At 41.0% G+C, this 26151-nt stretch carries 24 protein-coding genes and 2 pseudogenes; 1 reads left to right on the top strand and 25 read right to left on the bottom strand.

What is annotated here, in order from left to right:
* Positions 1-122: 122 nt before the first annotated feature.
* The 19 genes and pseudogenes from RCH61_RS05415 to RCH61_RS05325 all read right to left on the bottom strand — a co-directional run bounded on the left by RCH61_RS05415 (position 123) and on the right by RCH61_RS05325 (position 19660).
* Positions 123-908, bottom strand: coding sequence for a hypothetical protein (locus RCH61_RS05415; RefSeq protein WP_306480066.1), 786 nt, complete (start codon positions 906-908; stop codon positions 123-125).
* 26 nt (positions 909-934) lie between these two features.
* Positions 935-1264 (bottom strand): MerR family transcriptional regulator, encoded by a 330-nt coding sequence (locus RCH61_RS05410; RefSeq protein WP_306480065.1) that lies wholly within the window; start codon positions 1262-1264, stop codon positions 935-937.
* 585 nt (positions 1265-1849) lie between these two features.
* Positions 1850-2849: pseudogene (locus tag RCH61_RS05405) on the bottom strand (recombinase family protein); the annotation flags it as partial.
* 229 nt (positions 2850-3078) lie between these two features.
* The gene (locus RCH61_RS05400; protein WP_178006287.1) at positions 3079-3855 is read right to left on the bottom strand and encodes an HAD-IIB family hydrolase; all 777 of its coding nucleotides are present in this window, start codon (positions 3853-3855) and stop codon (positions 3079-3081) included.
* Positions 3848-4825 (bottom strand): Gfo/Idh/MocA family protein, encoded by a 978-nt coding sequence (locus RCH61_RS05395; protein WP_178006288.1) that lies wholly within the window; start codon positions 4823-4825, stop codon positions 3848-3850. The genes RCH61_RS05400 and RCH61_RS05395 overlap by 8 nt, the downstream gene beginning before the upstream one ends.
* 61 nt (positions 4826-4886) lie before the next feature.
* Positions 4887-5546 carry a ribose 5-phosphate isomerase A gene (rpiA, locus tag RCH61_RS05390; RefSeq protein WP_178006289.1) on the bottom strand — a complete coding sequence of 220 codons (660 nt, stop codon included), beginning with the start codon at positions 5544-5546 and terminating at the stop codon, positions 4887-4889.
* Between the two features lies 1 nt (position 5547).
* A complete protein-coding gene (locus RCH61_RS05385) occupies positions 5548-7458 on the bottom strand; it encodes a PTS fructose transporter subunit IIABC (protein WP_178006290.1) in 1911 nt (636 codons plus the stop codon).
* A 308-nt stretch (positions 7459-7766) separates the two neighbouring features.
* Positions 7767-8618, bottom strand: coding sequence for a MurR/RpiR family transcriptional regulator (locus RCH61_RS05380; protein WP_178006291.1), 852 nt, complete (start codon positions 8616-8618; stop codon positions 7767-7769).
* A gap of 109 nt (positions 8619-8727) precedes the next feature.
* Complete coding sequence (locus RCH61_RS05375; protein ID WP_178006292.1) at positions 8728-8940, bottom strand: hypothetical protein; 213 nt, start codon at positions 8938-8940, stop codon at positions 8728-8730.
* A gap of 66 nt (positions 8941-9006) precedes the next feature.
* Positions 9007-9195, bottom strand: coding sequence for a hypothetical protein (locus tag RCH61_RS05370; RefSeq protein WP_178006293.1), 189 nt, complete (start codon positions 9193-9195; stop codon positions 9007-9009).
* Between the two features lie 240 nt (positions 9196-9435).
* Positions 9436-10233 (bottom strand): LEM-3-like GIY-YIG domain-containing protein, encoded by a 798-nt coding sequence (locus RCH61_RS05365; protein WP_178006294.1) that lies wholly within the window; start codon positions 10231-10233, stop codon positions 9436-9438.
* Between the two features lie 34 nt (positions 10234-10267).
* A complete protein-coding gene (locus tag RCH61_RS05360; RefSeq protein ID WP_306480064.1) occupies positions 10268-11500 on the bottom strand; it encodes a hypothetical protein in 1233 nt (410 codons plus the stop codon).
* Between the two features lie 332 nt (positions 11501-11832).
* Positions 11833-11961: pseudogene (locus tag RCH61_RS05355) on the bottom strand (sporulation transcriptional regulator SpoIIID); the annotation flags it as partial.
* Between the two features lie 370 nt (positions 11962-12331).
* Positions 12332-13531, bottom strand: coding sequence for a cation:proton antiporter (locus tag RCH61_RS05350; protein WP_178006328.1), 1200 nt, complete (start codon positions 13529-13531; stop codon positions 12332-12334).
* Positions 13532-13999: 468 nt separating this feature from the next.
* Positions 14000-16156 (bottom strand): 1,3-beta-galactosyl-N-acetylhexosamine phosphorylase, encoded by a 2157-nt coding sequence (gene gnpA, locus RCH61_RS05345; protein WP_178006295.1) that lies wholly within the window; start codon positions 16154-16156, stop codon positions 14000-14002.
* A gap of 57 nt (positions 16157-16213) precedes the next feature.
* Positions 16214-16393 (bottom strand): DUF6903 family protein, encoded by a 180-nt coding sequence (locus tag RCH61_RS05340; RefSeq protein ID WP_178006296.1) that lies wholly within the window; start codon positions 16391-16393, stop codon positions 16214-16216.
* 12 nt (positions 16394-16405) lie between these two features.
* Positions 16406-17299, bottom strand: a complete 894-nt coding sequence (locus RCH61_RS05335; RefSeq protein ID WP_178006297.1) for a carbohydrate ABC transporter permease — start codon at positions 17297-17299, stop codon at positions 16406-16408.
* 15 nt (positions 17300-17314) lie between these two features.
* On the bottom strand, positions 17315-18205 hold the full coding sequence (locus RCH61_RS05330) for a carbohydrate ABC transporter permease (RefSeq protein WP_178006298.1): 891 nt from the start codon (positions 18203-18205) through the stop codon (positions 17315-17317).
* Between the two features lie 114 nt (positions 18206-18319).
* The gene (locus tag RCH61_RS05325; protein ID WP_178006299.1) at positions 18320-19660 is read right to left on the bottom strand and encodes a carbohydrate ABC transporter substrate-binding protein; all 1341 of its coding nucleotides are present in this window, start codon (positions 19658-19660) and stop codon (positions 18320-18322) included.
* 334 nt (positions 19661-19994) lie between these two features.
* On the opposite strand from RCH61_RS05325, the gene RCH61_RS05320 reads away from it, so the two are divergent.
* Positions 19995-20834, top strand: coding sequence for a helix-turn-helix domain-containing protein (locus RCH61_RS05320; RefSeq protein ID WP_178006300.1), 840 nt, complete (start codon positions 19995-19997; stop codon positions 20832-20834).
* A 77-nt stretch (positions 20835-20911) separates the two neighbouring features.
* Here RCH61_RS05320 and RCH61_RS05315 read toward each other — a convergent pair whose 3' ends face one another.
* The 6 genes from RCH61_RS05315 to RCH61_RS05290 form a co-directional block, all read right to left on the bottom strand.
* The gene (locus RCH61_RS05315) at positions 20912-22264 is read right to left on the bottom strand and encodes an MATE family efflux transporter (RefSeq protein WP_178006301.1); all 1353 of its coding nucleotides are present in this window, start codon (positions 22262-22264) and stop codon (positions 20912-20914) included.
* A gap of 6 nt (positions 22265-22270) precedes the next feature.
* Complete coding sequence (locus tag RCH61_RS05310) at positions 22271-22996, bottom strand: ABC transporter ATP-binding protein (protein WP_178006329.1); 726 nt, start codon at positions 22994-22996, stop codon at positions 22271-22273.
* A 57-nt stretch (positions 22997-23053) separates the two neighbouring features.
* A complete protein-coding gene (locus tag RCH61_RS05305; RefSeq protein WP_178006302.1) occupies positions 23054-23989 on the bottom strand; it encodes a glycine betaine ABC transporter substrate-binding protein in 936 nt (311 codons plus the stop codon).
* Between the two features lie 83 nt (positions 23990-24072).
* The gene (locus tag RCH61_RS05300) at positions 24073-24729 is read right to left on the bottom strand and encodes an ABC transporter permease (RefSeq protein ID WP_178006303.1); all 657 of its coding nucleotides are present in this window, start codon (positions 24727-24729) and stop codon (positions 24073-24075) included.
* A gap of 2 nt (positions 24730-24731) precedes the next feature.
* Complete coding sequence (locus RCH61_RS05295; protein WP_178006304.1) at positions 24732-25055, bottom strand: DUF6145 family protein; 324 nt, start codon at positions 25053-25055, stop codon at positions 24732-24734.
* A gap of 90 nt (positions 25056-25145) precedes the next feature.
* Positions 25146-26144 carry a biotin--[acetyl-CoA-carboxylase] ligase gene (locus RCH61_RS05290; protein ID WP_178006305.1) on the bottom strand — a complete coding sequence of 333 codons (999 nt, stop codon included), beginning with the start codon at positions 26142-26144 and terminating at the stop codon, positions 25146-25148.
* Between the last annotated feature and the right edge of the window lie 7 nt (positions 26145-26151).

The raw sequence follows: 26151 nt of genomic DNA, 5'->3' as shown, positions 1-26151 counted from the left end.
AAGAGGTTTCGATCTCTTCCCTTTATTTTTGCCAATGATAATTATACTCTAAGCTTGGAGAATTCTCCCCAAGCCTCTATCGATAACTTTTGTCTTCAATAGCAATGATTTCTATGAGTACTCTATATTCCAGACTCTTCTAATGCATTGTTAATCTGTTCTTCGGTATAGCCGTAATAACGCATCATTTCTGTGATTTCCCCTCTGGACTGGCCAGATGAATTTTGCTTTACATATAACACTGCTTGTTCATCAAAATTTACATCCATATGATCAACTGCAAATGTTGCATCCTCTACGCTAAAGTAATCAAATCCGACCAATACATCATTTATTAAATAGTCCCTCGATACGTGCCAGAAATTTTCCTCTTCATATGCCCGAATCACCGCGTTTTTCTGTCCTTTAGTCAATTCTATTTTGTATTCTCTCGTCTCCAATTCCTTATTACATACAAAACATAATACAGATTCTACTCCTGGAGTTACTGTTCCATCTCTATTCACTTTATAATCTTTTGTTACAGTCCATTCCCCCGGTGTATGATCTGTCATTGGGATTTCCTCTGGTAAACTTTTTTTACATCTTTTACATATTGCTTCCTTTTCTCCAACTGCAGTACATGTAGCTTCTTTTATTATAGACCATTTATCTAGATTATGCCCTAACTTCTCGCCCTTTGTTCGATTACATACGGAACAAATTTGTGGTTCCGTACATGTTGCATCTCTCCATTTATGACCCAATGCTTCCCCCTCAGTTTTTCCGCAGATACTACATTTCTTTGGTTTTGAGCACGTTGCCTCATCCCATGTATGGTAACCAAAATATATTCCAATACCTGATATTGTTATAATTGCAACAGCAACTAACGCAATAATTAAAATTTTTTTCTTTTTATCCCTCATTTGTTTCTCCCTCTTTCTTTATTGCTTTACAAACTAGCTATAACTTGATTTGCTTTTTCAATCAACTCGCTAATTTCTGCTTTTTCTTTTTTTAGTTTCTGCACCTGCGCTTCAAGTGCTGCCTTCACTAGAATATTCGGTGCATCAATGATACCAATAATCTCTTTAATAGAAAATCCTAACTGCTGATAGAACTTAATTCGTGCAATTCTCAACATAGCAGCTTCATCATAGAGTAAGTGTCCGTACTTATTCCGGTCTGTTGCAGACACAAGGCCTGCTTTCTCATACCCTTGAACCGCTCTCCTAGACACCTCCAATACTTCACATATTTCTCGCAGAGTCATACCTTCCATACCTTTCTCCTTTTACCCTACAACTGCACGTTGCGTGCAGTCAAAGGCTTTTTACTCGGAAGATTCAACTGTGTTTTCTAATCTTCCATAAGAGGAAATGGTTTTTTCGCGAGAATTTTTTTGCATTAAAAAAAGGCATTAACACCCATATAATTGAATGTAAATACCTTATAATCCTTTCTTATTCTACCACCTACACAAAACTTTCTTTTGTATTATATTCATATCTCCAGTCCTTTTACTGACTCCAAATTTTTTCATCGTCTGTCGCACTGTTCACAATTGCAGCAGCTCTCTTCGACATAATCTTTCTCAAAATTTCCCTAGATACATCTTTTTACAATGTATGTGGAAAATAAAGATTATGTTAAAACAGTTCAAATAACGATGACATGTCAAAAAGTACATCATTCGGCAGACATAACCCATATGTTTTTGCGAATGTATTTATAAATTCATTTGACGGCTCTTTATTCTCTTCGTAATCTTTCTCAAGAACTTTTTTAATTTCCTCAAATTTTTTATAAGTTTGTTCTCGACTACAATAAATAATTCCATACATAGTTCCATATGAAACATAAATTTCATCTGCTCCTTTTCCATTTCTCCCGGAACAAACCCAACGCACATACGTATTTTTATAAGTACGAACTGTCCTTCGGAAAGACCAGCCACATTCTTTACATTTAATCAATGTAGAAAACAAATATTTGTTGCTTTGCCGCTCATGATTCAAATTAAATGCATCGTTTCTTCCACGAAGAATTTCCTGTGCTTTTTCAAACACTTCATCTTCAATCATACGAAGTTCCGGACGTTCCACAACAAGCCATTCCGTTTCATCCTTCTCTCTTCTCTGACCAGTCAGAAAATCACTGATTTCCTGCTTTCCATTGATAATCTTTCCCGTATAAATCTCATTGGTCAAAATCCTGCAGATGGCATTCTGGCTCCATTTGCAGTTTCTCTTTGTCCGATAGCCCTTTTCGTTCAGCATATTGGAAATCTTGGCAGCACCATATCCTTCTTCTGTGTACCACTTATAAATTTGCTTTACAACCTTTGATTCTTCTTTGTTGATCTTAAGATTGAAATAATCTCCGATTGTTTTATCGTATCCATATACAATGTTGGGAACTCGTCCTTTTTCTGCGTTTAATTTTTTTCCAAATTTCACTCGCTTAGATGTATTCGCGCTTTCTTCCTGAGCCAATGCTCCAAAGATGGTAAGAACAAACTCACTGTTTCCCATACTTGTCATATTCGCTGTCAGGAATTGCGTTTCAATTCCTAACGCTTTCAATTTTCGAATATTCTGTAAAAGATCCACAGTATTTCTGGCAAAGCGGGAAATATCCTTTACAACGACCATATCAAACATTCCTTTTTCTGCATCGGACATCATGCGAAGGAATTCCTTACGATTTTTGATTTTCGTTCCTGAAATACCTTCATCTGCATATAATTTTACTAAAACGTCTCCGGTACGCTGGGTATACTCAGAGAAGAATTCTTTTTGAGCTTCTAAACTATTGAGCTGATCGGCTTTATCTGTGGAAACACGGCAATATGCTGCTATTTTCATAACATACCTCTCTGTTAAAATCATTTTATCTGTTACATCTATATTATGTTAGGAAAGAAAGATTCAGAAACAGAAAAAGAGGATATTCTACATTTTGTAAAACATCCCCATTAATTTCTTCTTCGTATGCTTCAGATTTATGCGATTACTTATATGGCAAATATTCTTAGTACTTCGACAGAATATCTCACAGGAAAAACTGACAATCCCATGCCCAATCATTATCTAATCAACAAATCCATCTATATTTTATACAGGCTTTATAAATGCCATCTTTCACATTCTCATCTGTGACGTAATCTGCCTTTGCTTTCAGCTCATCACATCCATTTCCCATTGCTATTTTTAAGAAACGCTCATCAAACATATTCAAATCGTTATAATCGTCTCCAAATACGACAACATCTTCCGGAGTTCCGCCTGCATAAGAAAGCATTCTTAAAATCCCTTCTTTCTTGGCGTCTGGCTGAAACATCAAATATTCCTTTTCAAAACGCAGGTGTCCTACCAATGCTTTCGTTGTCAGTCGATCTTCTTCTCCCTCCGGCACAGATACATACATCTTATAGATTTTCTTGTCCCTCGCAGGATCAAATTCCGGATCAATAATATAGACACTTGGTTCTTTCCTCATTCCCACTTGTTCATGAAAAAGGAAATCTGTAGCATATACTTTATTCGAATCATCTATTGCGGTATAAATTCCATAACCAAGTTCTCTCGCCTGATCGTACACTGCTTTGGCAGCTTCATAATTTAACGGACGATTTTCTTTTAATTCACCATCATAAATGATTCCGTGCCCGCCATTACATACCATATTTTTAAATCCATTGGCAACTCTGAATTTTTCCGCCTTATAGCACGCGCGTCCGGTGGCAATCGAAACAAAATGTCCTGCTTCTTGCAGCCTTTTTACTGCCTCAAGGGCAGATGGTACAATCTGCCCTGTTTTCCTGTCTGTCAAAGTTCCATCAATATCAAAGAAAAAATATTTTTTACTCAAACGAATACACCATCCCCCACTGATTTCTGATTGTCGTCAAAGTCTCCATTACATCACGAACGATTGAAAGATTCTCTTTTCCACCATTATTCCATACATAATCCTGCATATCAGCCACTTCATATTGAAGCGCCTTCGCTGACTCGCCTGCCTCAATTACTTCCGTCTTTCCTGTCTCTGTATAAGTAATTGTAGCTTTCGCTGCACGCGGATAATCATAGATCTCAATAAATCCCTTTTCTCCTGCTACAACTCCTCGTTTTGGCTGTTTTGCTCTCATAGTAAGCGCCATAACAGCCATCTCACCGTCCGGGTTCTTTAAGAGTATTCCGCTTGTCTCGTCTACACCAGTCTCAAAATAATTGGCTGTTGTCAACACAACATTTGGCTTACTCTTCATAAAGTATCTTGCAAAGGAAGTTGCGTACACCCCAATATCAAGCAATGCGCCTCCTGCCAGCTCTTTTGAAAAGAAACGATTTCTCACATCATATTCCTTGCAGCTTCCAAAGTTCACCTGAACCATCTTCACATCTCCGATCACGCCTTCTGCGATTTTCTCTTTCAGCGCTTTGTAAAGAGGCATATGAAGTAATGTCATACCATCACAAATCACAAGTCCTTTTTCTTCTGCAATTTTAACACATTCTTCCAACTGACGGCTATTTACAGTGATTGATTTTTCACAAAAAACATGTTTTCCGGCTTTTACCGACTGAAGCAGGAACTGATAGTGAAGGTTATGCGGCGTCGCTATATAAACAATATCTACTTTCGGATCTGCAATCATCTCATCCGCACTTGCGTAAGCTTTTGTCACTTGAAACTCTTCTGCATATTTCTGTGCTCCTTCCAGTGTCGTATCACATACGGCATAGATTTCTCCATTTACTGCATTAAGCGCCTCACCCATCTCATGAGCGATCCATCCTGTGCCAAGAATTCCCCAGTTTAATTTTTTCTTTTCCATATGAATAATCCCTTCTTTCCGATCTATCTTCAAGATCTATTGTTTTTCATTTTTAACTCAATTACTTTTCATAAATATCTATTTTATCTTTCCCGGCCACAATCACACCAGTTGCTTTCTTATAGAACAATCCATGGCCAATAATTCCACTCATCGCATTCAGTGCATCATTCAGTTCTTCTGCATTCTGCCTCTCTATAAATCTAGCTTCCATCAGATAATTTCCATCATCCGTAATTGTCAGTCCTGTCTTATTATCACACATTCTTTCTCTGACCTCTGCCCCAAGAAGACTTAACTGCCTTTTCACGTAACTCCTTGCACTTGGAAGCACTTCAACGGTCACAGGATATTCAAACTTCAATTCCTCATGATATTTTGATTCATCCGCAAGAAGGAAATACTTCTGTGCCATATCTGCCACCAGCTTTTCTCTCGTATGGATTCCACCGCAACTTTTTAAAGCATTGAATTCCCAATCTACTTCATCACATCCATCAAATGCTACATCAATTTTCTCTACCTGTGACATCGGAAGCACAGTGATACCATTCTTTCTACATAACTCTTCTGTATTCATAGATGGTGTAACCGCCTGAATCTGCTTCCCGGAATTCTTAATCTCTTCGATGAGAAAACCAACCGTGCTTCCTCCTCCAAGTCCTACGATCATTCCCTCACTTATCATCTTTATTGCTTCTTCTGCACACCTTTTTTTCACTTTATCTTTCTCCTCCTAATGGTTTTTTTAAGATTCCAAGTATCACGCATCCAATCAGTGATCCGATCAAAATTGATAACGCGTACATCATCGGATGTCCAATCGTCGGAAGTACAAAAACTCCACCATGCGGTGCACGAAGGGTACATTCAAAGAACATAGATAATCCTCCTGCTACAGCTGAACCAACAATACAAGATGGAATTACACGAAGCGGATCACTTGCTGCAAATGGAATCGCACCTTCTGAAATGAAGGATAATCCCAGCAGATAATTTACCAGTCCTGACTCTCTTTCCTTCTTTGTAAAACGGTTCTTGAAAAGCGTGGTACAAAATGCGATCGCCAGCGGCGGAACCATTCCTCCTGCCATAACAGATGCCATGATCTCAAAGTTTCCTTCTGCCAACTGGGAAGTTGCAAATACATAAGATGTCTTATTGACCGGACCTCCCATATCTACTGATTGCATTCCCGCACAAATAGTTCCGAGTAAAACTCTGCTCGTCCCATTCATACTGTTCAATACTTCTGTCAGCGCATCATTGATGCTTCCCATAAAAGGATTGATCAGCGTTGTCATAACCGCACCGATCAAAATACCGGCAACCGGATAAATAATCATCGGACGAATGCTGTTCAGGCTCTGCGGAATCTTATTTGTCAATTTCTTAAGCGCAAGTACTACATATCCCGCTACGAAACCTGCAAACAATGCTCCCAAAAAACCTGCATTTACATCTCCTCCTGCCGGATTTGCAAATGTACTTCCCGCTTTCGCTACCAAACCTGCAACAAAACCAACTGCAAGTCCGGGGCGATCTGCAATACTCATTGCAATGAATCCTGAGAGGACCGGAAGCATCATTCCAAATGAAAACTCACCAATCGTTTTAAAATAAGCTGCAATCGGTGTATTCTTACCAAAATTTGACGGATCAATACTATAATCATCCAAAAGGAATGCGATTGCAATCAGAATTCCTCCTCCAATTACAAATGGAAGCATATTGGATACTCCATTCATAAGATCCTTATAAATCTTTCTTCCGAGGCTTTCTTTTACTTCAGGCTGCTTCTGCTCCTTTTGGCCATCATGATGATAAATTGAAACATTTCCGCTCTCAATCTTCTGTATCAGTTCTTCCGGTTTATGAATTCCATCTGCAACTTTTGTGATCAGAACCTTTTTCCCATCAAACCTTGCAAGATTCACATTTTTGTCTGCCGCAATAATAATTCCGTCAGCCGCTTTGATTTCCTCTGCTGTCAGTACATTCTTCGCTCCATCTGCTCCCTGTGTCTCAACTTTGACCGGAATCCCAAGTTCTTTTCCTTTCGTCTCCAAACTTTCCGCGGCCATAAAAGTATGTGCGATTCCTGTCGGACAAGCTGTAATAGCCAACACTTTGTAAGAAGTACTCATCTCTGCTTTTTCAGATGCCTTTTCATCTAACTTCTGTTCTTTCTTATCAATGATAGCCAAGAACTGATCTGTATCTTCTGCTTGAATCAACTGATTTCTAAATTCATCATCCATCAGCATGGTGGATAATCTTGATAACGCTTCCAAATGTTCATTTTCTCCGTTATCCGGCGCTGCAATCATAAAAATAAGTTTCACAGGTTCTCCATCCAAAGAGTCAAAATCAACTGTTTGCTTCAATACCATTGCAGCAAGTCCTGCTTTTTTTACTGCTGCATTCTTCGCATGCGGAATGGCAACTCCTTCTCCAATTCCTGTTGTTCCTTCCGCCTCACGTTTCAACACGCCTTTTAAATACTGTTTTCTATCAGTCAGATTTCCTGATGCTTCCATAAGAACGGTCATCTTTTCAATGATATCTTTTTTATTTGCAGACTTCGCTCCAAGCGCAATCGACTGACTGCTTAGTAATTCCCTTATTCTCATACAATTTTCCTCATAACTTTCAATCAACCATTTTGCAAATTTTTTTCATTCAATAAATAATCGCGATATTTATTTTCTTGCTTTGAATTATACTACAATATTTATTTTCGTCAACACTTTCATTTCATGAAAATTATTTTTATGAGAAATGCACAAAAACCGGAAATTATTTTTGTATAAAAAAAATCAAGAAAACTTTTTCATCTTCCTGATTTTTTCAATTCGTTCATTTAATTAATAACTTCTGCTTACTTATAGCCCCTCTACGATTTTCAAGTATTGTAACTGCTGCAATACAAGAAAGTTACTCACACTTTTTCATCCGCCATCAGATTCTCACACTCACTCAGTCTTGCATAACTCTGAGCCTGCCCTACTGTCAGAAACAAGTAAAGAATCTCTATTACCGTCATTGCCGAAACTCTTGAAAAACAAAACTCGTTCATAAACAGTTTTTCTCTAGTGGCAGTCTGTATATGATAATCTACTTCTTTTGCAATCGTTGAATTCGGATTATTTGTAATTCCAACTGTTGTACAACCATTTTTCTTAGCTGCCCGCACCATCTTCACGACCTGCTTAGACTCGCCCGAATTTGAGATTGCAATCTGTACATCTTTCTTTTTTAATGTCATAGCAAATGAAAGCTGAGTTTCCCAGATTGTACCTGCCATGGATGGAATCCCAATCTCATTCAATTTATATGCCCCGTCCAGTGCTACCGGAATCGTATTTCCAACTGCAACAAACTGTACCATTCCTGCATGCTGTATCTTATTTAAAATCGTCTCCAACTGCTTTTCATCAAAAAGCGAAACAGTCTGTCTCATCTCTTCAATCTTATTGGCCAGAATATTCTGCAGTGACTGCCCAATCTCTTTTCTTGAAATATCATTCGAAACCGTAACTTCTTTTTCTCCCATTACAAGTTCTTTCGCCAAACCGATTTTCAAATGGTGAAATCCATCTACTTCACATTTCCTGCAAAATCTAGACACTGTAGCTACGCTTGTTCCGCTTGCATCCGCCAAATCTCCGATCGTCATATTGATAACATCTTTATAATTCTGTAAAATATAACCTGCTATTTTTTTCTCCTGTTCAAAAAAGCTGTCATATCTTATCTGAATAATATCTAATACAGACTGTTGATTTTCCATGATTTTTCCCTCCACGAAAATTATTTTCGCTTTTTCTTATCATATACCATTTCATTCTATTTATCAACTCAAACTTCTCACATAAATTTTACTTATGCACGTTGAAAGTTCAATACCCGCCAATAATTCTTTTGTTCTTGTTTTTTTCACCTATTGTATACATTTCTATAGCATTCTCTTCCAAATTCTTCTCTGCAGCCCCTTTTATCACCCGCTCCACCTTCTTTTCATTCACTTCCATAAAAATTTTCAATATGTAATCGGCGGTAGCTTCTACCGTATTCGGATTATGAAATCGATAATTCAATTTTTGCCTTGCCACGATAAACAACTACCTCCCTTCCTGTACTCTTTGTCCATTTCTATGAAACCTTCAGAAGAAATAGTCCTATAGTTCCAAAATTTCTTTCATATCATGACTTTTATCTGCCGCAAGCTCTTCTCTCTTATTGCTGCCATTCATTTTCATCAAAACAGACATTTCTACTCCTGCACCTAACAAAGCCAATTCAGCAATCGGCACACTAAATGCTTCCTTATTTGCGATTTTACCATTCTGTTTTAATAATTGTAACACTCACACCATGTTCCTGTCGTTCTTTCACTAGCTTTCACAAATATAATCGCAACATTTCGTGGAAAATTTTCTTTTTTGAACAAAATAAGAGCACCCAACTTTGTCAGATGCTCTATAAACCTCTATTTAATTTTTCTATATGTAACCAATCAACGGGTACGTGGATGTTCCATCATAAGATCACTCTTGGTATCCATATGCTAAAAATTGTGATATGGCAATACCAGGGTGGATCTTGCTCTATTTCTTAGTATCTAAATATGTAATCGGATTCTGTGCGCTCTGATTCACTTTCAAACCAGCAATGGATTTATACAAATAAAACTTCCCCGCTTCGTCCAACAACTCATGATTCTCAAATCCTTCATCTATAAAAAATACTCTGTTCTCCATTTTCGAAGTCAACTGTGCAACATGCTTTGGCAACTTTTCTAATGCTTCTTTACAAACATACCACGTTGTCGGTCTATATACCGCAACTATTAACGAATTATAAACCCCAAAAACATATTCTACAGTCTTCGCGCGTTCTAGTGATGCTCGCCAAATACCACGTACCGAATCATACAGAACATCTTCCGTCATCCCTTTTTGATAAAGTTTATTTATCTTAATAATCATTACTTTGTGCCGAATATCTGATTCTTGTAACTCTTCTGCTCCATATATCTTTTCAAAATCATCTACTGTCAAAGCCTCCGCCGAATGATGTCCTGCAACAATGTTTGTTAACCTGGTATCTTCAACATAATTAAACGCATTAATTAGTGCCGCTTCTGCCGCAAATGCTTCCGCTTCTGTCAGATTGCAGTTAATAATAACTTTTTCAACTTCCAAACCAGCTGATTTAATCTCTGCTATCATCTTTAACTTCAACTTTTCGCTCTCTGGACTTCCCTGACTTTCCAATTCATGTTCAAAAACCCGATTTCCGGTTCCCTTGCCAATGTAAAATATTTTCCTATTCCTGGGATCAATCAGACTATAGACATAATAATCTCCAAGCGATAATAAACTTTTCTCTGAAAACTTCTCCAAATTCTACTCCTTCTTGTTCTAATTCCTCATTATCTTACCCTGCAATAAGATATATTTTATCATCATCAAAACAAATTTTATCAGTCTGATTATAAATCTGAATCATATCTTCCATTTTGTCCATAAAGACGCCAGTTCCCGGATTGTGAAGTGTTGCAAATGCTTCCAGTACATTCCTCTGCATACCCTGAGCATTTTCTTTCAAATGTACTCCTCTGTCTTGTAAAAATTCATCCACTTGACCTTCCTTCACAACCGGGATGCTGCCAATAAACTTTCCTACCGCTTTACTTGCAACTCCGATCCCCTTCATGACACTTGCTTCTACAGATACTGAGGTCATCTTTTCAAGGTACATTGAACATTCTGTAAATAAATCTCTGTATTCCAATGAGAACTTTTTAACTTCCGCTTTTACATCAGAAATATATTCCTCTTTGAAATTACCACTAAGCATAATTTCTACCAATGAAGCCATCGAGAAAGTATATAACGACAATCTGTAATATTTGAATTTCTTCTGTAAATCGCTTAAAGTTGATTTTACCTTAGCCTGAGCGACACTCAATTTGGGGGAATCTATTAATTCTGCAACCTTCTTTTTATATGAAAGCATATTTTTTCTGGCTGTTCTCTGAATATCCAACACCATCTTATGATTACTTGCAACAAAATGTTCATTATTCCAATTATACTTGTATGTAGTAATCATTTTAGACAGTATCTCGACATCTGCTTCAATCTCCGATTCTTTTTCAATTTCAAGGAATAGCAGAATCTGTTTCTGCATTTTCTCTATATTTTTTAGCTGTTGCTCTATTGTAAACAGTGCTACTGCCATCATCATTGTTGCCGGATCAATGGGCATTACTGCAGTACTGGTAGTTGAAAGAGGCTCTGCTGCTTGAAGCTGTGCAAATTTCGATGCCCCATCTGCAGTTTTGAATGCTCCCCAAAAATTGCCATTCTTTGCTATCTTTAAAGTATCTCCTACTCCTGCATTCGCAAGCTGATATAAGCCCTGAGTATTAAATGTTGTTGTTTGTGTCACTGTCCTTAAAGCCGGGATTAAAGACGCTACTCCAGTTCCTAATAAAGCCAGTTCCGCAATCGGCACACTAAGAGTTTTCTTATTTGCAATTTCTTTTCGTGCATCCAACAACATTTCTTCTGTCATCTCAGCTAAATCATGGCATTCTCTCACAATTTCATCATTCTGTTCTGCAACTAAATTTCTATCATCATTAATTTTTATTATATTGCTCATAGAAACCTCCCCAAAATATTCTTTATAATATCTTTTGTAAAATTCACGAAAATTTTTAATCTACCTAAACCTGATAATAATCAATTTGATTATATCACACTTTTGCCTAACAACGTATCACCTATGAATAAAAGATACACTACAGTATTTTCACTCTCAGCCATACTTTTCTACTCCTACTTATTTCCACATGCAAAAAGCCCAGTCATCACCGAGCTTTTTCATCACAGATTTGATTCTGCGGAGTCATTTCCTCCCACCAAATCCCCTTATATACTTTACTTTTTATCTCTTTCATCTCACCACATACAAAACCTTCACATTCCAGCTTCTTTTGTTACATCCATATGTACAGTACTCTTACTAATCCTGAATTGTTTTGCCGTCTGCCGTACTGTCGCATTATTTTCTATGATATATGCTGCGATTTCAACGGCTCGTTCCTCAATATAATCTTTCACAAATATTCCCCTAGACACATCTTTTTACAATGTATGCAGGGACATGATTTAATATGTTATATACAAAAGCTGTTGCTGCTTCTATCATTTTCAACTTACACTTCTTCGGTAACATGTTCCTGTACAGAATTTTTTACAGGAATTTTTTTAAGCATATTTTTCGGAACATTTATCTGTATTCCGAATAATAGTTTCAGAAAAGACCTTGCAAAATAAACATTCTCCCTTTCAAAAATAAACATTTGCTTTCATAATCACCGGAAATGCCAAAAGGCACATTCTGGGATTGTAATCACAAAAATTGAGCGCCTGCTTTCACGCAAGACGCCCGTTTCTATTCTCTCATAATTAATATGTACACACTGGAAAATCACGCCAAAGGCAAACTCTCCCTTTCCTGTTTTAACCATTTTTTATAAGTCAATTCGATCAGAAAAGCCCCCAGCGGCGCAGTGATCAAAATCGCAGTAACCGCAACTGTCAGAACGATATTTCCGCAGGACAATCCCATCGCAAGCGGCACGCCTCCGATCGCCGCCTGTACAGTAGCTTTCGGCATATATGCGGCCATGCAAAACAATCTTTCTTTCACAGTAAGCTTCGTTTTCAGCAGACACAAAAACACCCCCAACATCCGAAATACCAAAACTGCAAAAATCAGAACAACAGTTGCGATCCCCGCCGACACAGCATACTGAATATCCACAGTTGCTCCAACGAGTACAAAAAGCATTACTTCTGCTCCAACCCAAAGTTTATTGAATTTTACAGACAATCGTTCTGCCACGATTTTTCTCTTCTGCTGCAAAGCGATACCGATCGTCATAACCGCGATTAGAGATGCAAACGGAATTACAGATGCAAATTTGTCTTCAAAGGTAACCAACAGAAAGGAAACACACAAAAGAATGATCACTTTTGAAGTATCTCTTATGTGGATCTTTTCAAAATATTTTGCAAATAAAATTCCGATAAGAAATCCTGCCAAAGCTCCGACCGCAATGGAAACCGGAATATTAATAAAACTCACAGCCGAAATATGGTTTCCCTGTTCCAGTCCTGTAAATACCGTAAACATTACAATTACAAACACATCGTCAACTGACGCACCAGCAAGAATCATCTGCGGGATCCCCTGTTTCACACCATACCCTTCCTCCATCAACTTCAGCATTTTCGGAACAATAACCGCAGGAGAAACTGCGGCGACAACCGCTCCCATGATCGCCGCATCCAAAATCGAAATCCCAAGCACTTTTGGAGCCAGCAGGATCATTCCTGCCATTTCAAAACAAGCCGGCACAAAACACATCAAAACAGCTGGGCGACCCACCTTTTTCAGATCATTAAAATCCAGTGACAATCCTGCTCTCGTCAATATAATGATAAGCGCGATCCGTCCTAGTTCCGATGAAATATTCAAAATCGAACCGTCAATCAAATTCAGCGCATGCGGTCCAAGTACAATTCCTGTTACGATCATCCCAAGCAGGCTCGGCAGATGAATCTTTTTACAGATCCATCCCATAGACATCCCAACTAACAATATCATTGCAATACTAAGCAACATAATCTCATCCTCCTCACCTTCCTTCTGCGGCATCCTTTCTGTAACTTTGATCTTAGATAATCGGAACATCCATATTCCAAGCGCATATTTTTGTAACTCTATATACTCCTTTTCAGAAACCTTTTCTCCGCAAGTCATGATCTCCGTTTCTCCGCTCGCTCCTGAAATTATCGGCGAAAACGGATATCACTACTATACATGTTTTCAATTTACAGAATTAGAACTGACCCTTACTTTACGCAAGAAATGATTACGATCCCTTGCGGCTAAACTGCTTCTGATCCATTATCTCTTTCCGCTATTATTCACATCCAATATCAAATTACGGCTCATATATGCATATGAACCGTAATCTTTTTCATTCGCTCTATTTTCTTTTTCACAAACTTCTCTGCCGTCGTCTGTTCCCCAACAAAACGACCGCAAACGATCGGCAGGAAATAACGCCTGCACGATCTTTCTCAGACATTACGCGATCTCGTACCAGATGATCTGGTTCGGCTCAAGCTCAAGCTCAAAGCAGCTTCCATCTCCACGGTAAATCGTTGTCTGCTGTGACTCATCCGTATTATTTACAACACAGTATTTATTGTTCTTCGGATAAGCATGTACATCTACGTTATAGTTTGTACTGAACCATCTGTTCAGTTCATCTTCACTGTGTGTGCTCCAAAGCACTGCACGGTAAAGTACACGGCTGTTCTCAAAGCTGTACGGAAGTCCGCTGATATAAACGGCGCGTCCTTTTCCGAATTCGTTTACTGCCATCTGCACTTCTTTTTCTTTCTGTACAAGAATCGTTGCGTTCGGAAGAGCATAGATATTCTTCTTGCCTTCTCCGAAATCTACTTCTTCGGAATCTTCCAGAATGAAGTGTTCGTGCTCATCCCAGTTGTATTTATCATATCCGAGTGTAAATCCTGTTTCTTCCTCTACGCCGAATACGTTCGCAAGCTGGAAGAAATGTCCCTGATACTGATGTCCTGAAGGTTCGCCGACACCGATGATTCCGCCGCCGTTATAAACGAATCTGCGGATAGACTCGATGATCTGCGGGTTCTCCCACCATTCGCCGCCTGTATGCGCCGTATCTGCATCTCCGACATTGATGATCACATCGATATCGTCAAGGATCGCCGGATTGTCCAGAATATCCTGGAAGTTGATAAATACAACGTCAAACGGCGCTCCTGAGAGAGACTCAATGATTCCTGCATAAGAGTAGTTCTGTTTCTGATACAGGGCATGATGCACCATATGGCATCCCCATGCTCTCATCTTGCCCCAGCAGTTAAGCACTGCAACTTTCTTCACGCAGTATGGTGTCGTTCCTTTTACATTTGCATAAAGCGTACGGAACTCGTTGCATACCTGCTCTACATAATCAAGGAATTCCGGGAACTGGAGCGCAAGCTTCAGATAACCGCCGTATCCGATACGATCGATCGGTTTTCTTAAGATTGCTCTTCTTGCTGTCACCCAGTTATATTTTGCTTCTTTAACCGGATCACCGTTCTCATTAAATACATCCGGGAAGAAGTACGGAAGGAGACGTCCTTCTGTATATTTCACGCCTTCAATATCACTGATCAGACGAAGTGTAGAACCATTTCCGACACTTCCTACGACAGCGTCAAGACCAAGTGTTTTAAACTCTTCCATAAACGGCTCCGTTCCGATCCAGTGATCTCCGAGGAACATCATTGCCTTTTTGCCGCATTCGTGTGTGATGTCTGTCATCTCTCTTACGATCTTAGCAACTTCTCTTCTCTGGAACGCCTGGAAATCCTGGAACTCTTTGCTCGGAACACGATACTGGTTATTGTAATATCCCTGATCGATAATATATTCCGCGCGGAACGGATATCCGGCTTCTTCTTCAAACTGTTTTAAGATATACGGACTTACTGATGCCGAATATCCGTACCAGTCCACATATTTCTCACGGGCGAGCTCGTCAAACACAAGTGTGAACTGATGGAAAAACGTAGTGAAACGAAGTACGTTTACATACGGATGATCCTCGATAAATTTTCTCAAACGTTTCAATGTATACTCATGTGTCTTCGGCTGACGAACATCGAATGTAATCTGATGCTCTACATCTTTCCAGTCATTTGTAACTGCATTGTACATATGTACCGGATCCCACATGATATAGGCGAGGAAGCTCACCGTATACTCATGGAACGGAACTGCCTTAAGCGTAACCTTTCCGTCCTCTTCATTATAATCCCACTCGTCTGTCGGAACGACTTCTCCTGTCGTGCGGTCTACAACTTCCCACCAGCGTTTAATATCATCGCGTGTGTTCGGACTGAGCATGTCAGGATAAAGTCCTTTCATGATTTCGATCGACAGACTCTCAGAATCAGCCGTATAGAACGGCGTCATAAGATACATCTGCTGTATCTCTTCCGGATTCGCCTTCGCCCAATCGTTATCTTTTCTTGTCGTATAATATGTAGAATAAATTTCCGCATCTGCGTCTTTGAGCGCTTCCGGAAAATCTGTACCGTCACAGTCTCTGATCGCATCTGCTCCCCAGCGCTTCATCAATTCCAAAGTCTCAGGAACGACGTCGAGATCTGTAGGAATGGTCACAAGTCCTTTTGAATTTTCCATGAATTATATCCTCTTTGTTCTTTCCTATTTTCTGCTTAGATTTTCTGTTATGATTTGTTACTTATATTTATGATTGTAAAAGGCAAGAAGCCCGATCAGACCTGCAAGCCCTACAAGCATTGTCAGAAGTCCCTGCGGTCCGATATGTTTCTGACCGATAATGATAAGGGCAACAGATACGATAAAAATAACAGCAACAACGATTCCTACTAAAATCTGTTTTGTTCTTTCATCCATGATATCAACCTCCTAACCCTTCAATCCGCCAAGTGTCATACCCTGTGTCAGTTTCTTCTGTACACAGATGTACAAGATCAATGTCGGCAGCATAACGATAACAAGACCTGCATACATCTGTCCATATTGAACAGCCGATTTCTGCGCCGCCATCAAGTTCATAAGTCCTACCGGCAAAGTTTTCAGTTCCGGTTTCGTCAGAAGTGTCATGGAAATAATATACTCATTCCAGAAGGACAGGAAACTGAACAGAATAACCGTAACGATACTCGGTTTTGCCATTGGGAATATAATCTTTACCATCGTTGTAAAGTAGCTTGCTCCGTCTACATAAGCCGCTTCTTCAAAATCTTTTGCCAAAGACCGGAAATATCCGGACAAAAGATAGATTGTAAACGGAAGCGCTGTAGCCGCATACACAAGCGCCAGCACAAACAAATTGTTCAGGAAGAACGTATTGCCCGTCATCTGGCGAATCGCCTTATCCCAGTTGTTGAGCATAAGGAAGATCGGCACAACGATATAACTTACGTTGATGAACAAACCTGCCATGAAGAGTACGTTCCAGAATTTTGAAGTTTTAAATTTGAATCTGGAAAGTACATATGCAGCCGGAAGCGAGATCACGATCAGCAGCAGCAATGCAAGCGCTGTTACGATCACTGAATTGAGCATATAAGTACCCATGCTCGCCTTCTGCCACGCATCAACAAAGTTTTGGAAATAAATCTTCTCAGGAAGTACCCACGGACTTCCGTAAAATTCTGAATTCTGCTTAACAGATGCAACAAATACCCAGCCAACCGGGATGATAATTGTGATCGCAAGGAGAATTAATAAGATATATACTACCACTTTTGAAAGTGTCAATGGTTTTTTTGACTCTTTTACTTTTGTTTTTCCCATCTTGATCCTCCTCCCTTAAAATTCGATTTCCTGACGTTTTGTTGCCGCATTCAGAATTCCTGCAAGTGCAAATGAGAAGAGGAATACCATAACGCCGATTGCCATACCGTATCCATAGGAAGAGTTTGTGTATGCTTCCTGATACATATAACTTAAGAATACGTTTGACGCTCCGTCCGGTCCGCCGTTTGTCATTGCTTTTACAAGCAGGAAACTCATATTGATCGTACTGATAACAAAGAATGTAAGTGTTGTTCTGATATTTGTCCAGATCAGCGGAATTGTGATCGTAAAGAACTGTCTGATCTTTCCGGCTCCTTCCAAAGCCGCTGACTCATAGAGGCTTTCCGGCACATTCGCCATACTTGCCATATACATAACCATGTAGTATCCGATTGCCTGCCATACAAGCGCGATCACAATACTGTAAATAACAATCTTCTGATCTCCGAGCCAAAGGATCGGATTTTCCGCTCCTCTGAACAGATTCAGGAAGGAGTTCAGCAGTCCGAGATTCGGATCGTAGATTGCTGAGAAGATCGCACTGATAACTACGACTGACAAAATATTCGGGATGTAGAAAATAACACTAAAGAATGTTTTTCCTTTAATTTTTTCGCGTGACAAAATATAAGCAAATACAAGCGCAAACGTAAATGTTACAAGTGTAACAAGAACGATCAGCAGAATTGAATTCTGGAACGCCTGATAAAATTTGTCGCTCTTAAACAATATTTTGAAGTTTTGTAATCCTACAAACGTCTTATTATCTGTATATCCACCCCATTTAAACATAGACATACGGAAAATATCGATCGTAGGCAGGATCATAAATACGATAAACAATATCGCTGCCGGGGCAAGGCAGCAAAATACAAACAGCCCTTTTCCTTTTCTTGCTTTCATTGATTCATCTCCTGTCAGGATAAAACGGGCGGTGAAAACAGATTCACCGCCCGCCTACACCTTTGATATTCTTCCGGTCATCAGGACCGGTAAATTTCCGGTGATTTATTTTATTTATTTGAGTGCTTCGTGGAATTTAGCACTGTCAGTCTTGATCTGATCGATCCAATCCTGCTCTGTCTTGTCGCCAGTTACAAGAGAGTTAACCGGGTCAAAGAATGTAGAACGTGTTGTAAGACCTTCGATCGGTTCTGTTGCTGCGAATGCATCCATAACTGCAACTGCGCCTGTGTCATAGATTGAGTAATACAGTTTTGTATTATCATCTGTGATCATATCAGACATTCCTTCGATCGGCTGAACTGCTCCGCCTTTATCGAAGAAGATCTTAGCTGCTTCATCAGAGTACAGGAATGAGATAAATTCTTTTCCAAGATCCTGCTCTTTTGCTTCTGCCGGCATCCAAATCTGCTCGAAGAATGTGTAAGAAGCTCTCTCTCCGCCATCTTTAACAGCCGGAAGAGCTGTGAATCCCCACTCAAATCCTTCTGCTCTCGGAGCGTCTTCCATCTCGCCGATTACCCAGTTTCCGTTCGGCATGAACAGCGCTTTGTTGTCAAGTACAAGCTGCTGGTTCTTACGGAAGTCGTTGTCGTTTGCGTTAGCCGGTGTTGTCGGCTCTGTGTATGTAGCAAGTTTTGCAACAATGTCAAATGCCTGTTTCGCACCTTCTGTATCCCAGATACCATCTTCATATGTAAGAGCTTTAGAGAAGTCGTCTCCCATTGTCTCATGCAGCAAAGCATAGAAGAATGCATCAAAGTAACCTGTTGTCGGATATGTAAAGAGTGAGATTCCTTCAGCTTTTGCTTTGTCGCCAAGTGCCCACATCTCGTCCCAAGTTGTCGGAACAGTCCATCCTTTTTCTGCGAACAGTCCTGCATTGTAGAACAATCCACACGGACCGTAGAACATCGGCATCAAATATGTTTTTCCGTCTCCGTACGGATTTGTAATTGTATTCTCAACGAATCCCGGAAGGATCTTGTCTCCTACAGTTACGTCTTCGCCCGGTACTGTCATATCAAGAACATCTGTCAGGTCAACAAGGTTGTTGTCTTTTACAAATGTCTCTGTAATTCCTGATTCAGCTCCTACAGCTCTTAAGATCACGTCCGGATACTCGCCGGATTTCATCTGCGGGTTGATTACATCTTCAAGTTTTTTGTCGATTGTAAGTTCAACCGTAACGCCTTCATGAGATTTCTCGAATGCGTCGCAAACTTCATTCCACATATCTGCACCGTAAGCTGTTTCTACCGCTGCAACCTTCAGTGTTTTTCCGTCTCCACCTTTGTCAGCGTCTTTGTCGTCTCCGCCTGATGAACCACATGCTGCAAGGCTGAATGCCATAGAAGCAACGAGTAACAGACTGATCAGTTTTTTCTTTTTCATAATCGTTGGTCCTCCTTTATTTAACGATTTGCTTTGTTGCTCTTAGAATAAACGAAAATGCATCTTTTTTCAATACCCATTCTTGTCCTTTTTTTTATAAATATTGCTTTTTTATATTTCTCCCCCTTTTTTTGCGTTTTTCCGACAAAATCTTTTTTTATTTCATTTTTTTGTGCATTATATATAATTTATTTTCCCCCAACTTCTACAATGCATCTATTTTACCTTGATTTTTTTTTAAGAATTCAATATAATAAACACATTAAAATTTTTACTTTTTTAGCTAAAAACAAAATTTCTAAACCATTTTGGACAAATGACGGAGGCTGTATCTATGGGAAATATACGACATTCATTCAATACTTCTAATCAGGAAACGACGTTTTCACAGATGCCGTATCACCTTCTTTACTCCAGCTATTCTAAATACGAAGAGGACTGGGAGAGCTATCCGCATACCCATTATTTCCCCGAGCTTTTTTATGTACTAAACGGATGCGGAAGTTTTATCGTAGAGGAGGAATCGTTTCCGATCCAAAAACAAGATCTGATCATTGTCAATCCCAGCATTCGCCATACAGAAGTCTCAGACAAAAATTCACCGCTGGAGTACATCGTCCTCGGCGTAGAGGGACTGAACTTTCTTATTTATGATGATAAAGAATATTTAAACATCCATTGTGAACCTTTCCACGAAAATCTTAACTTCTATTTTTATACGATCCTTCGGGAGATGGACGAACAAAAAGAGGGCTACGAGACGGTCTGTCAGAACCTTCTCGAAGCCCTTATCATCCAGCTTTCACGGCACACCGGATCTCCTGTGGAGATGCTTCCTGCCCCCAAAAAGATTACCCGCGAATGCAGCTATGCAAAACGCTTTATCGATTCCAATTTCCGGGAAAATATTACGCTTGACACACTTGCCGAACTAACTCATCTGAACAAATATTACTTTGCCCATACATTTACAGAAATCTACGGCATCGCTCCTATGAACTATCTCGCACAGAAACGGATCTTTACAAGTCAGGAACTTCTCACTTCAACAGATCTGAATCAGGCAGAAATTGCCAAACAGTGCGGCTTCTCTTCCTCAAGCTATTTTTCTCAATGCTTCCGCAGAACATGCGGCATGACGCCCACCGCTTACCGAAAGCAGTTTATGCGGTAATTCCTGACAGCCGCCGAATCTTCAGGCTGCCCGCTGCTGCCGTTGCCGCGCTCTTAAATTCTCACAACAGATAACTGTTACGCCCCTTCAGACTGTCTGCGGCGCTTCGAACCTCCCCTTAAGAGGATAAGTCCCACCGCATCCGCCAGCGCCCACCCGATCGGAATGGCAAGCCATATTGCTTCCACACCGAATAAAGGCGCACAGGCATAGGCCAGAATTACCCTCGTACCGAGAGAAAGGATCGTAAGAAGAAGCGAAACTTCCGGTCTTTCCACTGCCCGAAAATATCCGTAAAGCAAAAATAAAATCCCGATTCCACAATAACATGCTCCTTCGATTTTCAGATACCCCACTCCGATCCGTAGGATCTCTGTCTCCTGTGGATCAATAAAAATCCCCATCAGAACTTCTGCTCCGAAAAAGACCGCAGCAGAGGCTGCCGCGCAGAAGATCAGCGCGGACACAGCAGCGCTCTTCGTTCCTTTTCGGATTCTGTCTTTCTTATCCGCGCCATAATTCTGAGAGATAAAGATCGAATACGCGTTTCCGAACTCCTGTGCCGGCATATACGCCAACGTATCAATCTTCACTCCCGCAGCAAACGCCGCCATAACCGAAGTCCCAAAACTATTTACAAGTCCCTGAACCATAAGAATCCCAAAATTCATTACCGACTGCTGGATTCCTGTGGACACCGAATAAGAGAAGATCTCTTTCAGCAGATCCTTCCGTATACCGATCCCTTCTTCTTTCATTTTCTTTCTATTAAGTTCCGATTCTTTCAAAAGTGCATATAATCCAATCCCAATCCCCGCTGCCGCCTGAGCAAGAACGGTCGCTTCCGCAGCCCCTCTCGCCCCGCGTCCAAGTCCTGCAACAAAAAGGAAATCCAGTCCGATATTAAAAACCGTTCCGATCCCGAGAAAAAACAGCGGAACGATTGAATTGCCAGACGCCCGGAGAAGGAATGCAAAATAATTATAAAGAAAAACGAAGACCAGTCCGATAAGGATCGTCCCCATATAGGCGCGCATCAGTTCATAAATATCCGAAGGAGTCCGCAGCAGACTGAGGATCGGATCAAGACACAGATAGGAAACAATCGTCAGCGCTGCAGTCACCAGGAAAATGAGCACAAAGGATGAAACAATATATTCTTTCAGTTTCTTCATCGCCCTGCGTCCATAGCAGATTGAAAAAAGAGCGCCGCTTCCCATACACATCCCGATCAGGATTGAATTCAGAAACGTCATCAGCGTATAGGCGCTTCCCACCGCAGCCAGCGCGTCTGCTCCGACGAACCTTCCGACAATCCACGTATCCGCCAGATTATAGCATTGCTGCAGCACGTTCCCCAGAATCATCGGAACGGCGAACAACAACATGGTCGCCGTTACATTTCCTTTTGTCAGATCACGTTTTTTCATAGTCCCTTATCCGATCAACTCTTTCACAAATTCATCTGCCGGATGTTCCTTTACCTGTTCCGGCGTATCACACTGCACAATCTTTCCTTCTTCCATAACAAGAACACGGTCGCCTAATTTCATCGCTTCCCGAATGTCATGTGTAATGAATACAACTGTCATACCCAGTTTTTTCTGAAGAGCCAGCAATTCATTCTGCATCGCCCGTTTCGTAATTTCATCCAGCGCTCCGAACGGCTCGTCCATCAAAAGCAGCTTCGGCTGTGACGCAAGCGCCCTCGCAATTCCGACCCGCTGCTGCTGTCCTCCTGAAAGTTCTTCAGGATAACGGTCAAGCATCGACTCTTTCAGTCCGACAAGCCTAATCAGTTCTTCCGCCAGTTTCCTGTTTTGCTTCTTATCTTTCTTTCCGCTGATCATCGGCACATAAGTGATATTCTTCTCAACCGTCATATGAGGAAACAGTCCTTTATTTTGTATCACATATCCGATTTTTCTGCGAAGACGGATCAAATCCGCTTCCCCCACATCTTCTCCTGCCGCATATACTTTTCCCGAATCCGGTTTTTGCAGCCCGTTTATCATGCGAAGCATCGTTGTTTTCCCGCATCCCGATCTCCCGATCACCGTCAAGAACTCTCCTTCTTCCACGGCAATGCTCACATCATCCAATGCTTTATGCCCGCCAAAACTTTTCGTCACATGTTCCAGACGTATCATTTCCATACATATTGCTTCCTTTGTATTTTATCGTTTCAGAAAGGATCCGCTCTCAAGGCTTCTAAGAACCTATAGCAAACCTGCAGATTTCAAAAACTCTTCTGCCACTTCCGCCTCATCGCGTCCTTCTTCCTCTACCTGATAGTTCAGCTCCGCCATCTTCTGATCTGTAAGAATCCCATCCATGAGCTCCAATGTTTCTTTTAACTTCGGATATTTTTTGAGCGCATCTTCACGGACAACGGTTGAACAAAAATAATTCACCTGATAGGATTTATCATCCTTAAGCACTTTCACATCGTCCTGACTGATCTGTGCATCTGTCGTATATCCATTTGTCACATCAATATCTCCGCTTCTAAGCGCCTGATATTTCAATCCGATATCAATATCCTTGATCTCTTTAAACCGGAATCCATACGCCTCAGACATTCCGGAAAGTCCGTCCGCCCGCTCAATATAATCAGGATTTCCTCCGAAAATCAGTTGATCAGAAACTGCCGCCAGATCCGAGCATGTCTCAAGGCCGTATTCTTTTGCCGTATCTTCTCTGACTACAACAGCATAAGTGTTGTTCTGACCGTACAGACCGATCCATGTCATATCAAATTTTTCTTCGTATTCTTCCTGAAGTTTCGCAAACATCTCATCATCGCTCACTTCTCCCGCTTCATGCCCGAGCACAAGGATCCATCCACTGGACGTATATTCCGGGTAAAGATCAAACTCGCCTTTTTCCATCGCAGGCTGGATATTACTCGTTCCGCCGCCGATCCCCTTTGTAAGTTCTACTTTATAACCGGCCTTTTCCTCTATAAGCTGTTTCAGCATCTCTCCGAGAATAAATTGTTCTGTCATCGGTTTTGTCGCAATCTTCACCGGTTCTTCCGGGCTTTTGGACGTTCCTTCTTCTGTTTTATCTTTTCCATCATTTCCCGCGCATCCTGCCATAGAAAATACAAGTGCGCCTGACAAAATAATCGCTGCTATCTTCTTTAACTTCATCTGCCTGCCTCCTTTTGTTGTTTCATTTTTCAAATTCTTGTTTTTTAATATCTTGCTTTTTCAGCCTTTTAATTTTCTTCTTTTTATTGCCGTTTATATCCGCCTGTTTTCTTTTTCAGCTTTCGTTCCAGCAACCCCAACAGAAAATCACTCACAATCGCCAAAAACGCGATCAGAAAACTCCCGCAGAATGTCATCGCCGTATCGTAGATCGTGATCCCTCTGTAAATTGCCACTCCTAATCCTCCTGCACCGATAAATGAAGCGATTGCCGACACCGAGATCGTCATAACGACCATATTTCTCACACCGGCGATAATCACGCCTGACGCCAGCGGAAGCTTGATTTCCGTCATGATCTGAAGCCGTGTGCTTCCCATCCCTTCTGCCGCCGCGACAACTTCTTCTCCAACTCCGGTAATCCCCGCATAAGTATTGCGTACCATCGGCATGATCCCGTAAATAGTCAGCGCCGTCACCGCCGTCTTATCGCCGATCCCCAAAACAGGAATCAACATTCCAAGCAGCGAGATCGCCGGAATCGTATAACAGATATTTGCAATGGTCAGAACAGGGGCAGCTGCTTTTTTATGCTCTGAAATAAAGATTCCCAAAAGAAGCCCTATAACTCCGGCGCACACAGCCGCGGTCAGCGCCAGCCCCACATGAGCTGCAAGCAGTTCCAAAAACCAGTCTTTTCTCTCCGCATACAGATGAATGACTTTTTGAAAAAACTCCACGCCTACTCCTCTCCAAGGCAGAACACCCGGTAAAATGTTTCAAGCGACTCAAACAATTCCCTCTTCGTCTGCTGTAGCTGCTTGATTTTCAAAACACTTCCGATCTCATCAAAAGCGAAATCGTTCTCCTCATGTTCTACTTTCAACTCCAAATTGCCATCTTCATCATATACAACCATAAGAATTCCGCCGACATCTTCCGTATACAGCACACACATGATCTGTAATTCCTGCCGTACCGCTTCAGGAAGAGACGCAAACTGCGGATTCAAATAAAATTTCTGCTCATATGCACTTGCTGCACAAAGCACGATCTCTTCATCCATATAAAACCTCTCTTTTTCAAACGTTCTCTCAACATCCGATCAGACTGTTCTGCCCGGACTGCTGCGTCTTTTCTTTCAAACACGCAAAATCTATACATATCCGTATACGCCTCTGACTGAAACTTCTCCGGCATAAATCGCTTCCTGCGTTCCGTCCTCCCGCCGCACGATCAGTTCTCCTTTTTTATTGATCCCCAATGCATGCGCTTTATATTCTCCTTTCGGAGTAAGCACGAGAACTTCTTTGTCCCGATTAACCAGCATCGACATATAAGAATCCATCAGTCCTGTCAGATCTTCCGTTTCAAGGAAGATACGGTAATTCTTCTCCAGACATTCCATGATCGATGCGATCACAGGCGCGCGCCTCACCGTATGCCCGCATTCCATGTAAAGAGACGTTGCGCGTTCTTTAATATCTTTCGGGAATTGTCTTGTATTGACATTAATCCCGACACCTACAGTCACATGATCGATATAATCAATCTGCGTACTCATCTCTGTCAGAATACCAGCCAGTTTTTTCCCATTGACAACAATATCATTCGGCCATTTGATCTGGATCTTCGAACAGATACTTTCTTCCTGCCTCAGACTTTGTTTTAACCCCTCCGCCACACTGCATGCCATCACAAGAGTCAGCATGGACGCCTTGTCCGGCGCAACTTCAGGCCTTAAAAGAATCGACATAAAAATCCCTGTTCCGGCAGGCGAATCCCATGACCGCCCTCTGCGTCCTCTTCCGGCAGTCTGCTCTTCTGCCACAACCAACGTTCCGGCAGGCGCTCCTTCGTCCCCGAGCTGTTTCACCCGCAGATTTGTTGAATCTGTCACCTGACAACAGACAATCTTCCTGCCTGCCCACTCGGTATGCATACAACTTTCCAGTTCTTCTTTCGTCAGCAGATCCGGAATTTCTACCATATGATAGCCTCTGTTTCGCACAGCCTCAACCTTATAGCCTTCTTCTTGAAGCTGTCGGATGACCTTCCAAACAGCCGTGCGCGACACGCCGAATTTTTCACAGATTTCCTGACCGGAAATATACCCGTTTGTCTCACGCAGCATTTTCAAAATTTCTGCTTTCATGTTCTCT

Source organism: Mediterraneibacter sp., assembly GCF_030825015.1.
In the GTDB taxonomy this organism is placed as follows: Bacteria; Bacillota; Clostridia; order Lachnospirales; family Lachnospiraceae; genus Mediterraneibacter.
This window is presented reverse-complemented; position numbering and strand designations above follow the sequence as displayed.

Bases quoted from the DNA above. Each gene is read 5' to 3' on its own strand.
- RCH61_RS05415 (WP_306480066.1), bottom strand. From the start codon at position 908: ATGAGGGATAAAAAGAAAAAAATTTTAATTATTGCGTTAGTTGCTGTT.
- RCH61_RS05410 (WP_306480065.1), bottom strand. From the start codon at position 1,264: ATGGAAGGTATGACTCTGCGAGAAATATGTGAAGTATTGGAGGTGTCT.
- RCH61_RS05395 (WP_178006288.1), bottom strand. From the start codon at position 4,825: ATGGAAAAGAAAAAATTAAACTGGGGAATTCTTGGCACAGGATGGATC.
- RCH61_RS05385 (WP_178006290.1), bottom strand. From the start codon at position 7,458: ATGAGAATAAGGGAATTACTAAGCAGTCAGTCGATTGCGCTTGGAGCG.
- RCH61_RS05380 (WP_178006291.1), bottom strand. From the start codon at position 8,618: ATGGAAAATCAACAGTCTGTATTAGATATTATTCAGATAAGATATGAC.
- RCH61_RS05360 (WP_306480064.1), bottom strand. From the start codon at position 11,500: ATGAGCAATATAATAAAAATTAATGATGATAGAAATTTAGTTGCAGAA.
- RCH61_RS05350 (WP_178006328.1), bottom strand. From the start codon at position 13,531: ATGTTGCTTAGTATTGCAATGATATTGTTAGTTGGGATGTCTATGGGA.
- gnpA (WP_178006295.1), bottom strand. From the start codon at position 16,156: ATGGAAAATTCAAAAGGACTTGTGACCATTCCTACAGATCTCGACGTC.
- RCH61_RS05340 (WP_178006296.1), bottom strand. From the start codon at position 16,393: ATGGATGAAAGAACAAAACAGATTTTAGTAGGAATCGTTGTTGCTGTT.
- RCH61_RS05335 (WP_178006297.1), bottom strand. From the start codon at position 17,299: ATGGGAAAAACAAAAGTAAAAGAGTCAAAAAAACCATTGACACTTTCA.
- RCH61_RS05330 (WP_178006298.1), bottom strand. From the start codon at position 18,205: ATGAAAGCAAGAAAAGGAAAAGGGCTGTTTGTATTTTGCTGCCTTGCC.
- RCH61_RS05325 (WP_178006299.1), bottom strand. From the start codon at position 19,660: ATGAAAAAGAAAAAACTGATCAGTCTGTTACTCGTTGCTTCTATGGCA.
- RCH61_RS05320 (WP_178006300.1), top strand. From the start codon at position 19,995: ATGGGAAATATACGACATTCATTCAATACTTCTAATCAGGAAACGACG.
- RCH61_RS05315 (WP_178006301.1), bottom strand. From the start codon at position 22,264: ATGAAAAAACGTGATCTGACAAAAGGAAATGTAACGGCGACCATGTTG.
- RCH61_RS05305 (WP_178006302.1), bottom strand. From the start codon at position 23,989: ATGAAGTTAAAGAAGATAGCAGCGATTATTTTGTCAGGCGCACTTGTA.
- RCH61_RS05295 (WP_178006304.1), bottom strand. From the start codon at position 25,055: ATGGATGAAGAGATCGTGCTTTGTGCAGCAAGTGCATATGAGCAGAAA.
- RCH61_RS05290 (WP_178006305.1), bottom strand. From the start codon at position 26,144: ATGAAAGCAGAAATTTTGAAAATGCTGCGTGAGACAAACGGGTATATT.